Raw genomic sequence first — 11,936 nt, 5'->3', positions numbered from 1 at the left:
CGCGGTTACAACAGTGCCACCTGGCTTTCCGGAATGTCGGTCACCAGCATGTGGCCCGGGCTGTGGGTAATGGCAAACCCCACGCCGGCATCCAGCAGAACCTGCTGGGGCGTGACCCCACAGGCCCAGAACACCGGCAGTTCATCGTCCGCCACGGTCACGGCATCGCCGTACTCCGGGGCGTCCAGCTGTTTGATCCCGATCAGGGACGGGTCGCCCAGGTGCACGGGCGCACCGTGGGCCTGGGGAAACCGGGTGGTGATCTGGACGGCGCGGATGGCGTCCGCCGCCCGGAACGGCCGCATGGAGACCACCATGGTGCCATCGAAACCACCGGCCGACACCAACGGGATGGAGGTCCGATACATGGGCACGTTACGGCCCTGATCAATGTGGCGCACGGGCAGCCCGTACTGGCTGAGGGCGTGTTCAAAACTGAACGAGCAGCCCAGGGCAAAGGTCACCAGATCGTCCTGCCAGAGGTCAGAGACGTCGTGCCGGCTGCCATCGTGGGCGCCGTTGCGGTAGACCCGGTATTCGGGCACATCGGTGGCGATGTCGAGGTCCTCGCCCAGCAAGGCGCAGCCGCGTTCACCGGGCTCGCTGACCGCCAACAGGGGGCAGGGTTTGGGATTGGCCTGGCAGAACCGCAGGAAGCCGGCAGCGTCGCGGGCCGGCAGAATCACCAGGTTCACCTGCACGTATCCCTTGGCCATGCCGGCGGTCGGCCCCGTGAGCGCACCGGTGCGCGCCTGACGCCGTACCGCGGCGGCCGCCGTGTCGATATCGCTGGAGAACGTCGAGGAATTTGCGGATTGAAACGTCATTGTTGTTCTGCCGTAAGGTGTTTTCTTCAAGTTAAGGCAGAACCATTGATTAATTCAAATCGATATTTAGGATCGAAATTGATCGAAAAAAATGATGTCTCTGTGAAATCAGGGAGTTAACTGTTCAGGTTTTAACCAGATCCAGGGTCAAACCCGCCACGGCCCGGGCGACATGCGCCCCCGGCGCGGTCAGGTAGGCCACGTTGAACACGAGGTCCGGCAGGGTGGCGTCCACGGTGAATTCCCGCAGCTTCCCGGTCTCCAGCTCGTTGGTGATGATCTCCCGGGGCAGCGCACTGACGCCGATGCCGTCACAGGTCATGCGGATGATGGTGGAGAGGGACGAGCTGGCGTGCATCTGGATGGAATGGCTGACGGGGTAGATCAGCGAGCGGATGTTGGCGTGGGGCTCGCTCATGCGGGGATAGGTGATGATCGGCAGCTTGGCCAGCGCCGCCAGGCTCAGGGGTTCCGGCGGCAGCGACAGCGTGGGGCTGGCCACCCAGATCAGCGAGTAACGCCAGAAGGGCACGGTCACGAAGCCTTCGTGGTGGACTTCGCCGATCAGAAAGGCGATGTCCAGCTCCCGGCGGGTGAGCTTATCCGCCAGGTTCACCGAGATGTCGATGTCCATTTCGAGGTTGATGGCCGGATAGGTCTCATTGATGCGCTCGATCAGCTTCGGCAGCCAGGTGTAGGCCACGGTTTCTGCCACACCCAGGCGGATGGTGCCCTGGATGGCCTCCGGGTTGGCGACCTTTTCCAGCAGCTCCGAGTGCAATTGCAGGATTTTTTCCGCGTAGACCAGCAACTGCCGGCCCTGAGCGGTGAGCACCGCAGTACGGCCGGAGCGATCGAACAGGGCCACGCCCAGTTCGTCCTCAAGCCCGGAGACCCGGGCCGAGATGGTCGGCTGGGAAGCATAGAGCTTTTGCCCGGCCGCCCGGAAACTGCCAAGTTTGGCAATCCAGTAGAAGGTTTCCAGGGACCGGATATTCATAGCCTTTATTCCACGGTGACGCTCTTGGCGAGGTTCCGGGGCTGGTCCACATCGGTGCCCTTGAGTACCGCCACGTGGTAGGCCAGCAGCTGCAGCGGCACCGTGTAGACGATGGGCGCGGTGATCGGGTGCACCGACGGCAGCGGTATCACATGCACGCCCGGCTCCGGGCGGACGTCTGCCTGGCGGTCGGCAAACACGAACAGCTCGCCGCCCCGGGCCCGGACTTCTTCCAGGTTGGACTTGAGCTTTTCCACCAGCTCGTTGTTGGGGGCCACGGTGACCACTGGCATCTCGCTGTCCACCAGCGCCAGCGGGCCGTGCTTCAGCTCGCCGGCCGGGTAGGCCTCGGCGTGGATGTAGGAGATTTCCTTGAGCTTGAGGGCGCCTTCGAGGGCCACCGGAAACTGAGAGCCGCGGCCCAGGAACAGGCTGTGGTTCTTGTCCATGAAGGCCCGGGCCATCTCGGCAATGGCCTCGTCCAGGGCCAGCGCGTCCGCCACCTGGCCGGGCAGGGCCCGGATGGCGGCCACAATGTCCGCTTCCCTGGCGGCTTCCAGGCCGTTGTGGCGGGCCAGGGCCAGGGTAAAGATCAGCAGGGCGGTGAGCTGGGTGGTGAATGCCTTGGTGGAGGCGACACCGATCTCCGGGCCGGCCTGGGTCATGATCACCAGGTCGGATTCGCGCACCAGGGAGCTGCCGGGCACGTTGCAGATGGCCAGCGCGGCCCGGAACCCGGCCTGCTTGGCCTGGCGCAGGGCGGCCAGAGTGTCGGCGGTCTCACCGGACTGGGAAATGCACAGGAACAGGGTGTCCGGTTGGATTACGTGCTTGCGGTAGCGGAACTCGGAGGCCACCTCCACCGAGCAGGGCACGCCGGCCAGTTCCTCGATCCAGTAACGGGCCACCATGCCCGCATGGTAAGAGGTACCGCAGGCAATGATCTGCACGTGACGCACGTTTTCAAGCAGGCGGCCGGCCTCGGTGCCCAGAGCCTGCTCGAGGACACGGCTGTCGGTCAGCCGCCCTTCCATGGTGGCCTGGATCACCCGAGGCTGCTCGTGGATTTCCTTGAGCATGTAGTGGCGGTACTCGCCTTTGTCGGCGGAATCGGCGCCGTGCTCGAAGCGGCTGATGGGGCGCTCGACGGCCTCGCCGCGGCGGTTGTGCACGGTCACTTTGTCTTTGCGGATGTCGGCCAGGTCGCCCTCTTCCAGGAACATGAACCGGTCGGTCACCGGCAGCAGAGCCAACTGGTCCGAGGCGATGAAGTTCTCGCCGATGCCCACGCCCACCACCAGCGGGCTGCCTTCCCGGCACACCACCAGGTGGTCCGGCTCATCCGCGTGCAGTACCGCCAGGGCGTAGGCGCCCCGGAGGTGGCCAATGGCGGTCTTCACCGCCTCGTACAGGTCGCCGAGGGCCTGGTAGTGCTTGCCAATCAGGTGCGCTACCACCTCGGTGTCGGTCTGGGAGGTGAACTCGTAGCCGTCGGCGATCAGCCCTTCCCGCAGCTCCAGGTAGTTTTCAATGATGCCGTTGTGGACAATGGCCAGGCGCTCGCCGGACATGTGGGGATGGGCGTTCACCTGTGATGGCTGGCCGTGGGTGGCCCAGCGGGTATGGGCAATGCCCAGGTGGCCGTCCAGGGGTTGGCGCTCAATGGCGTCCGCCAGGGCCGCCACCTTGCCCACCTCCCGGGCCCGCTGGATGGCGCCCGGGCCGTCCAGCACCGCCATGCCGGCGGAATCATAGCCCCGGTATTCGAGCCGTCGCAGTCCCTCCAGCAGAATGCCCTGGACGTCCCGTTCCGACACTGCTCCCACAATTCCACACATGCGTCTGTTACCTGTCTGTCCGTAATGAGTGTTCGATCTGCGCTAGGATTTCTTCGGCCGTTCCCAGCCGGCGATGTTCTTCTGGCGTCCCCGGGCCACCGCCAAGTCGTGGTCGTCCACGTCCCGGGTGATGGTGGAGCCGGCGCCGATGGTGGCCCCTTGGCCCAGGGTCACCGGTGCCACCAGCGAAGTGTTTGAGCCGACGAACACGCCGTCGCCGATTTCGGTCCGGTGTTTGTTCACCCCATCATAATTGCAGGTGATGGTCCCTGCACCCACATTCACATGACGGCCAAGCAACGCATCGCCCACGTAACTCAGGTGGTTGATCTTGCTGCCCTCGCCCACCACGGCCTTTTTGGTTTCCACAAAATTGCCGACCTTGGTGTGGGCGGCCAGCTCGGTGCCAGGCCGCAGGCGGGCAAAAGGGCCAACCTGGGCATCCGGTCCGACGGACGCGCCTTCAATCACGCTGTTGGCGTGGATCACCGCGCCCTCGGCGATGACCGCATCCCGGATCAGGCAGTTGGGGCCGATGGTGACCCGGTCGCCCAGGCGCACCGTGCCCTCGAACACCACGTTCACGTCGATCCACAGGTCGTTGCCGGTGGTCACGGACCCGCGAACGTCCACCCGGGCCGGGTCCGCCAGGCTGGCGCCGTTGATCATCAGGGTCTCCGCCTGGCGCTTCTGGTACCAGCGCTCCAGTTCCGCGAGCTGGACCCGGTTGTTAACGCCCTGCACCTCAAAGGCGGTGGCGGGCTGGGTGGCGGTCACCGTGAGGCCGTCATCCACCGCCTTGGCGACGATATCGGTCAGGTAGTACTCGCCCTGGGCATTGGCGTTGGACAGGGCCGGCAGCCAGCGCTTGAGGTGCCCAGCGGCCACCGCGAGAATGCCGGTGTTGATCTCCCGGATCGCCTGCTGGGCCGGGCTCGCGTCTTTCTGCTCAACAATGGACCGAATGCGGTCCTGGTCGTCCCGGACGATGCGGCCATAGCCCTGGGGATGGTCGAGGGTGACGGTAAGCAGCGCCAAGCGGGTGTCATCCAGGCGGTCTACCAGTTGCGCGAGGGTATCAGCGCCGGTCAGCGGCACGTCGCCGTACAGCACCAGCACCCGGGCGTCGTCTGGCAGGTCCGGCAGAGCCTGGGCCACCGCGTGCCCGGTGCCCAGCTGCTCGGCCTGGAGCACAAAATGAACGTCGTCCGCTTCCAGGGACGCCCGAACCTGCTCCGCGCCGTGGCCGATCACCGTATGGATCCGCGCCGCGCCCAATTGCCGGGCGGTCTCGATCACGTGGTGCAGCATGGGTTTGCCCGCCACCGGGTGCAGGACCTTGGGCAGCGACGATTTCATCCGGGACCCCTGGCCGGCGGCCAGGATCACAACGTGCAAGGGGCTCATGGGCTGTTCGGCTCCCGCTGGGGGTTAAAAAAAAACCGCATCCCTCAAGGTCGGCCGTCAACCAGATGCGTTGACGCCCAACCGCTCAGGATGCGGCTTCGGTGTTCGACAACTCCGATGCGGTTTAGCGCATCTTGTTGCGCAGCTGCTGGATGGTCCGCAGCTGTGCCGCTGCTTCGGCCAGTTCGACCGCCGCACGGGAGTATTCGAATTCACCGGTCTTGTTGGCCAGTGCCTGTTCCGCCTGCTTCTGGGCTTCCAGGGCAGCCGCTTCGTCCACATCCTTGGCGCGAACGGCGGTGTCTGCCAGCAGCGTCACCACGTTCGGCTGCACTTCCAGATAGCCACCGGAAACGTAAAGAATCTCTTCCTCACCGCCCTGCTTGATGATGCGCACAGGGCCCGGCTTCAGGGCCGTCAGCAGCGGCGCGTGGCCGGGAGCGATACCCACATCGCCCTCGGACGCCGCAGCGATCAGCATTTCCACCAGTCCGGAAAAGATCTTGGTTTCGGCACTTACCACGTCACAATGTACGGTCATAGCCACTTCGGTTGCCTCTTTGATCGGTCCGGAAATCAGCGTGCAAAGGGTAAGTAATTACTTACCCTTGCGCTTCATTTCCTTCGCTTTCTCGACCGCTTCCTCGATGCTGCCGACCATGTAGAAGGCCTGCTCGGGCAGATCGTCGTAGTCGCCGTTGAGGATGCCCTTGAAGCTGCTGATGGTTTCCTTCAGCGGAACGTACTTGCCCGGCGCGCCGGTGAACACTTCCGCCACGTGGAACGGCTGGGACAGGAAGCGCTCGATCTTCCGGGCCCGGTCCACGGTCAGCTTGTCTTCTTCAGACAGCTCGTCCATCCCCAGGATGGCGATGATGTCCTTCAGCTCCTTGTAGCGCTGCAGGTTGGTCTGCACGCCACGGGCCACGTCGTAGTGCTCGTGACCGATCACCAGCGGGTCCAGCTGACGGGAGGTGGAGTCAAGCGGATCGATCGCCGGGTAGATACCCTTGGAGGCGATGTCACGGCTCAGTACCACGGTCGCGTCCAGGTGCGAGAAGGTGGTCGCCGGGGACGGGTCAGTCAAGTCATCCGCCGGCACGTAGACCGCCTGGACAGACGTGATGGAGCCGTCTTTGGTGGAAGTGATCCGCTCCTGCAGCTGGCCCATCTCTTCGGCCAGGGTCGGCTGGTAGCCTACCGCGGACGGCATCCGGCCCAGCAGTGCCGACACCTCGGTACCCGCCAGGGTGTACCGGTAGATGTTGTCGACGAACAGCAGAACGTCACGGCCTTCGTCACGGAACTTCTCGGCCATGGTCAGGCCGGTCAGCGCCACGCGCAGACGGTTTCCGGGAGGCTCGTTCATCTGGCCGTAGACCATCGCGACTTTATCAAGGACGTTGGAGTCCTTCATTTCGTAGTAGAAGTCGTTACCTTCCCGGGTCCGCTCACCGACACCGGCGAATACGGAGAGACCGGAGTGCTCTTTGGCGATGTTGTTGATGAGCTCCATCATGTTGACGGTCTTGCCCACGCCGGCGCCGCCGAACAGGCCGACTTTACCGCCCTTGGCGAACGGGCAGATCAGGTCGATGACCTTGATGCCGGTTTCCAGCAGGTCCGCGGACGCGGCCTGGTCGGCATAGCCCGGTGCCTTGCGGTGGATAGCCCAGCGCTCGTCTTCGCCGATCTCGCCCTGCTCGTCGATGGGACGACCCAGAACGTCCATGATCCGGCCCAGGGTCTTGGTGCCGACCGGGACGGAAATGGGTTTGCCGGTGTTCTCGGCTTTCAGGCCACGCTTGAGGCCTTCGGTGCTGCCCATGGCGATGGTACGGACGATGCCGTCGCCCAGCTGCTGCTGGACCTCAAGCGTTGTCTCGCCACCTTCAAGCAGCAGTGCGTCATATACCTTGGGGACGGCGTCACGTGGGAATTCCACGTCGATGACCGCGCCAATGATCTGAACGATGTGTCCGCTACTCATGCTCGGTTCCTCGTATCTTCAAAGTCAAAAAAACCAGTCGGATCGTGGCCGCCTTATACCGCGGTCGCGCCGCTCACGATCTCGGAAATCTCTTGGGTGATCGCCGCCTGACGTGCCTTGTTGTAGGCCAGCTGCAGTTCGTCGATGATGTTGCCGGCGTTGTCGGTCGCGCTCTTCATCGCGATCATCCGCGCTGCCTGCTCACAGGCGAGGTTTTCCACCACGCCCTGATACACCTGAGATTCGATGTAACGTATCAGAAGGCCATCGAGAATCGGCCGGGCATCCGGCTCGTAGATGTAATCCCACTGGCTTTGCTTGACGTCGTCCTTGCCCTCTTCTTCCTTCGGCAGCGGCAGCAGCTGGCTGACCACCGGCTTCTGCGTCATGGTGTTCACAAACTCGTTGCTCACCAGATACAGACGGTCGATGGTGCCTTCCTGGAAGGCGTCCAGCATAACCTTGACGCTGCCAATCAGCTGCTCGGCGCTGGGGCGATCGCCCAGGTGCGTGAGCGCGGAGACAACGTTGCCACCGTAGTTGCGGAAGAAGGAAGCCCCTTTCTGACCGATGGCGCACAGGTCAGTTTCGACGCCCTTCTGCTTCCATTGTTTCATTTCGCGGACCAGGGCCTTGAACACGTTGATGTTCAAGCCGCCACACAGGCCGCGATCCGAGGACACGACGATAAAGCCGACCCGTTTGACCTCACGCTCGTTCATGAACGGGTGGGTGTATTCGGCGTTGGCCTTGGCGATGTGCCGGATCACCTGCTGCATCTTTTCCGCGTACGGGCGGGTCGCCTGCATACGATCCTGAGCTTTGCGCATCTTGCTCGCCGCCACCATTTCCATGGCGCTGGTGATCTTCTGCGTGCTCTTGATGCTGGAGATCTGATTACGAATTTCTTTTCCGACGGCCATAACTCACTGCCTTTTCAAGTTAGACACCCGAGCCTGAAACCAACAGAGCCCGCCTTGAAGGCGGGCCATCCGTGGTTACCAGGTCTGAGTGGTCTTGAATTTCTCGAGTGCAGCTTTCAGGCCGGCGGCGATCTCATCGTTGTAATCGCCTTTCTCGTTGATCTTGGCCAGAAGCTCACTCTGTTCAGTGCGCATCCAGTCCATCAAGGAGGCTTCGAATGCCACCACCTTGTCGACCTCAACGTCGTCCAGGAACCCTTCGTTCGCTGCGTACAGAACCGTACCCATTTCAGCCACGGACATCGGGCTGTACTGGTTCTGCTTCATCAGTTCGGTGACGCGCTGACCATGCTCCAGCTGCTTGCGGGTCGCGTCGTCCAGGTCAGAGGCGAACTGGGCGAAGGCCGCCAGTTCACGGTACTGGGCCAGGGCGAGACGGATACCGCCGCCGAGCTTCTTCATGATCTTGGTCTGTGCCGCACCACCGACCCGGGAAACCGAGATACCCGCGTTCATCGCCGGACGGATGCCAGAGTTGAACAGGTTGGTTTCCAGGAAGATCTGACCGTCGGTGATGGAAATCACGTTGGTCGGTACGAACGCAGACACGTCACCGGCCTGGGTCTCGATGATCGGCAGAGCCGTCAGGGAGCCGGTCTTACCTTTCACTTCGCCGTTGGTCATCTGCTCGACGTAGTCGGCGTTGACGCGGGAGGCACGCTCCAGCAGGCGGGAGTGGAGGTAGAACACGTCACCCGGGTAAGCTTCACGGCCCGGCGGACGACGCAGCAGCAGGGAGATCTGGCGGTAAGCCACTGCCTGCTTGGACAGGTCGTCGAACACGATCAGGGCGTCTTCGCCGCGATCGCGGAAGTATTCACCCATGGAGGTACCGGCGTAGGGCGCCAGGAACTGCATGGCGGCCGGATCGGCGGCACCGGCGGCGACCACGATGGTGTGGTCCATAGCACCGTGCTCTTCGAGCTTGCGCACCACGGCCGCGATGGACGACTGCTTCTGGCCCACGGCAACATAGATACACTTGATGCCGGTGTTCTTCTGGTTAATGATCGCGTCGATGGCGACGGCGGTCTTACCGATCTGGCGGTCGCCGATGATCAGTTCCCGCTGGCCACGACCGATCGGCACCATGGTGTCGATGGCCTTCAGACCGGTCTGGACCGGCTGGTCAACGGACTGACGGGCGATAACGCCCGGCGCCACCTTCTCGATGGGCGCGGTCAGCTCGGCGTCCAGCTCGCCGTTGCCGTCGATCGGATTGCCCAGGGCATCCACGACGCGGCCGAGCAGCTTCTCGCCCACCGGGACTTCCAGGATCCGGCCGGTGCAACGCACCTTCTGGCCTTCGGCGAGGTCTTCGTAATCGCCCAGAACCACGGCGCCGACGGAGTCGCGCTCAAGGTTCAGCGCCATGCCGAATACGCCGCTGTCGAATTCAATCATCTCGCCGTACATGACGTCGGCCAGACCGTGGATCAGCACGATACCGTCGGAAACCGACAGGATGGTGCCTTCGTTACGTGCTTCGGAAGAGATGTCGAGCTTCTCGATTCTCTTCTTGATGATGTCACTGATCTCGGATGGATTCAGTTGCTGCATGCCTTTATCCTCAAACCGTTATCTGCAATCAGGAACCTATCGCGTCGGCCAGCTTGGCCAGCTTGCCCCGCACGGAGGCATCGATGACGACGTCGCCTGCGCGAATCACGACGCCACCGATCAACGACGAGTCAGTCGTGGTAGACAGGTTCACTTTACGGCCTAACTTGCGGGAGAGCGCTTCGACCATTTTGGCTTCCTGTTCGCTGGTAACCTCGAACGGGGACGCCATTTCCACATTCACAGAGCTCTCCAGCTGAGCCCGCAACCCTTCAAACAAGGCATTGATTTCCGGCAAGAGGGGCAACCGCTTGTTTTCGGCCAGCAGCGCAATGAAATTACGCCCCTGCTCCGACAATTTACCCTCGCAGAAATCGGCAAATGCCGATGCTTTTTGCTCGTCCGACAGCGTCGGATGCATCACCAGGGCTTTCGCCTCGGGATGGCTCGCCACCGCGCTCGCAAAGGCCAGCATGTCGGTCCACTCATCGAGGGTACCGGATGCCTGGGCAACGGCGAACGCGGCATTGGCGTATGGCCGGGCTAGCGTTATCAACTCTGCCATGTCAAACCTCGTTTACAGTTGCGCAGATAGCTTGTCCAGCATCTCGCTGTGAGCTTTGGCGTCGACAGAGGTTTCCAGGATCTTTTCCGCCCCGATCACAACCAGGGAGGCGAGTTCCGCGCGCAGGGCATCCTTGGCACGGTTCTGCTCCCGTTCGATTTCGGAACGGGCCTGGGCGATGATCCGATCGCCTTCCTCGCGAGCACTCTCTTTTGCTTCGTCGATCAGACGGGCTGACCGCTTGTTCGCTTGCTCGATGATCTCGGCCGCTTTTTGCTTGGCTTCACGCAGTTCCTGGGACGCTTTTTCCTGCGCCAGCTCCAGATCACGGTTCGCGCGGTCAGCTGCGCTCAGGCCGTCGGCAATGGTCTTCTGCCGGTCTTCCATGGCCTTGGTGATCGGAGTCCAAACGTACCGCATGGTCAGCCATACAAATACGGCAAACGCGATCATTTGACCGATAAATGTAAGGTTAAAACTCACACCGCTTCTCCACTAATGGAATGAATTAGGTGGTCAACTTCGGTGCTTGGTTAGCCTGCAACAACGAACAGGATGTAGAGCCCCAGACCAACGCCGATCATCGGTACCGCGTCCACGAGACCCATGACAACGAAGAACTGGGTACGCAGCATCGGGATCAGTTCCGGCTGACGGGCGCCGCCTTCCAGGAACTTGGAACCGAGGATACCTACGCCGATGGCCGCGCCGACGGCTGCCAGACCCATCAGGATACCGCTTGCCAGTATGATCAGAGCTTGTGCTTCACTCACAGTGTTATCTCCTAGTTAATGGTTTAGCTTGGGTTAGTTGGTAATGGTTGATGGAACGAAATTTAGTGGTGCTCACTGGTCTCGAAGGACTGTGACATATACACAATGGTCAGCACCATGAAAATGAACGCCTGCAGCGAGATGATCAGGATGTGGAACATCGCCCACACGATCTGAAGGCCGCCGCCGAAAATGCCCAATGCCGGGCCGGCACTGTACATCAATGCAATCAGGATGAAGATCATCTCGCCCGCGTACATGTTGCCGAACAGCCGCAGCCCGAGGGATACCGGCTTGGCAATCAGGTTCACGAACTCAAGGACAAAGTTGATGGGCACGAACAGGGCCTGGACCACCGGGTTCTTGTGACTGAACGGGTGGGTCGTCAGTTCCCCGACGAAGCCGCCAAAGCCTTTTTCACGGATGCTGAAGAACAGGATCAGCAGGAACACGTCGAAGGCCATGCCCAGGGTAATGTTGGGATCGGTGGACGGCACCACCTTGAAATAGACGTGGTGCGGGTCCATGCCAAAGACATGCTCACCGACCACCGCCGCCGCCGCAGGCAACAGGTCCACGGCAATCAGGTCCATGAAGTTCATCAGGAACACCCAGACCAGAATGGTCAGGGCCATGGGCGCGATCATCGGATTCTTGTACGGGAACATGCTCTTGACGTTGTCCTGGACAAAATCCACGACCATTTCCACGAAGTTCTGGAAGCCGCTCGGCACGCCCGCCGTCATGTTCTTGGCCACCTTGCGGAACATGATGAAGAACACCAGGCCAAGGGCCAGGGACCAGCCCATCATGTCCACGTGGATGGCCATAAAGCCCATCTGGGAGGCTTCCTCACCGTTCTGCGCCAGGGTCCAGACCGCGTGGTCCTGACCGGGGCGGCTGCCCGCCGGCAGCTGACCGAACGTCAGGTTGGTCAGGTGGTGGTCGATGTAACTTCCCGGAGTCAAGTTCTCGCTCTCGCCAGCCATGTCA

12 protein-coding genes are annotated in these 11,936 nt (G+C 62.0%); all 12 read right to left on the bottom strand.

Annotation, left to right across the window (positions count from 1 at the left end; all coding sequences use genetic code 11):
• Positions 1 to 5: 5 nt before the first annotated feature.
• Positions 6 to 827, bottom strand: a complete 822-nt coding sequence (locus V3388_RS12500) for a putative hydro-lyase (RefSeq protein WP_336367883.1) — start codon at positions 825 to 827, stop codon at positions 6 to 8.
• Between the two features lie 124 nt (positions 828 to 951).
• Positions 952 to 1,827 carry a LysR family transcriptional regulator gene (locus V3388_RS12495; RefSeq protein ID WP_336367882.1) on the bottom strand — a complete coding sequence of 292 codons (876 nt, stop codon included), beginning with the start codon at positions 1,825 to 1,827 and terminating at the stop codon, positions 952 to 954.
• A gap of 5 nt (positions 1,828 to 1,832) precedes the next feature.
• Positions 1,833 to 3,665 (bottom strand): glutamine--fructose-6-phosphate transaminase (isomerizing), encoded by a 1,833-nt coding sequence (gene glmS, locus V3388_RS12490; protein WP_336367881.1) that lies wholly within the window; start codon positions 3,663 to 3,665, stop codon positions 1,833 to 1,835.
• Between the two features lie 42 nt (positions 3,666 to 3,707).
• The gene (glmU, locus tag V3388_RS12485; protein ID WP_336367880.1) at positions 3,708 to 5,072 is read right to left on the bottom strand and encodes a bifunctional UDP-N-acetylglucosamine diphosphorylase/glucosamine-1-phosphate N-acetyltransferase GlmU; all 1,365 of its coding nucleotides are present in this window, start codon (positions 5,070 to 5,072) and stop codon (positions 3,708 to 3,710) included.
• A 124-nt stretch (positions 5,073 to 5,196) separates the two neighbouring features.
• Positions 5,197 to 5,619, bottom strand: a complete 423-nt coding sequence (locus V3388_RS12480; protein WP_336367879.1) for a F0F1 ATP synthase subunit epsilon — start codon at positions 5,617 to 5,619, stop codon at positions 5,197 to 5,199.
• 51 nt (positions 5,620 to 5,670) lie between these two features.
• Positions 5,671 to 7,062, bottom strand: a complete 1,392-nt coding sequence (gene atpD, locus V3388_RS12475) for a F0F1 ATP synthase subunit beta (RefSeq protein WP_336367878.1) — start codon at positions 7,060 to 7,062, stop codon at positions 5,671 to 5,673.
• Positions 7,063 to 7,115: 53 nt separating this feature from the next.
• Positions 7,116 to 7,985 (bottom strand): F0F1 ATP synthase subunit gamma, encoded by an 870-nt coding sequence (atpG, locus tag V3388_RS12470; RefSeq protein ID WP_336367877.1) that lies wholly within the window; start codon positions 7,983 to 7,985, stop codon positions 7,116 to 7,118.
• A 75-nt stretch (positions 7,986 to 8,060) separates the two neighbouring features.
• Positions 8,061 to 9,605: a F0F1 ATP synthase subunit alpha gene (gene atpA, locus V3388_RS12465; RefSeq protein WP_336367876.1), complete on the bottom strand. Its 1,545-nt coding sequence runs from the start codon at positions 9,603 to 9,605 to the stop codon at positions 8,061 to 8,063.
• 28 nt (positions 9,606 to 9,633) lie between these two features.
• Positions 9,634 to 10,170: a F0F1 ATP synthase subunit delta gene (locus V3388_RS12460; protein ID WP_336367875.1), complete on the bottom strand. Its 537-nt coding sequence runs from the start codon at positions 10,168 to 10,170 to the stop codon at positions 9,634 to 9,636.
• Between the two features lie 12 nt (positions 10,171 to 10,182).
• Positions 10,183 to 10,653 (bottom strand): F0F1 ATP synthase subunit B, encoded by a 471-nt coding sequence (locus V3388_RS12455; protein WP_336367874.1) that lies wholly within the window; start codon positions 10,651 to 10,653, stop codon positions 10,183 to 10,185.
• A 50-nt stretch (positions 10,654 to 10,703) separates the two neighbouring features.
• Positions 10,704 to 10,943 (bottom strand): F0F1 ATP synthase subunit C, encoded by a 240-nt coding sequence (gene atpE / locus V3388_RS12450; protein ID WP_008940031.1) that lies wholly within the window; start codon positions 10,941 to 10,943, stop codon positions 10,704 to 10,706.
• A 62-nt stretch (positions 10,944 to 11,005) separates the two neighbouring features.
• Positions 11,006 to 11,932 (bottom strand): F0F1 ATP synthase subunit A, encoded by a 927-nt coding sequence (gene atpB, locus V3388_RS12445; RefSeq protein ID WP_336367873.1) that lies wholly within the window; start codon positions 11,930 to 11,932, stop codon positions 11,006 to 11,008.
• Positions 11,933 to 11,936 lie beyond the last annotated feature (4 nt).

Source organism: Marinobacter sp. C2H3 (assembly GCF_037080155.1).
GTDB lineage: Bacteria > Pseudomonadota > Gammaproteobacteria > Pseudomonadales > Oleiphilaceae > Marinobacter.
Note: the sequence above shows the minus strand (reverse complement) of the source record. Positions and strands in the feature narration are given on the sequence as shown.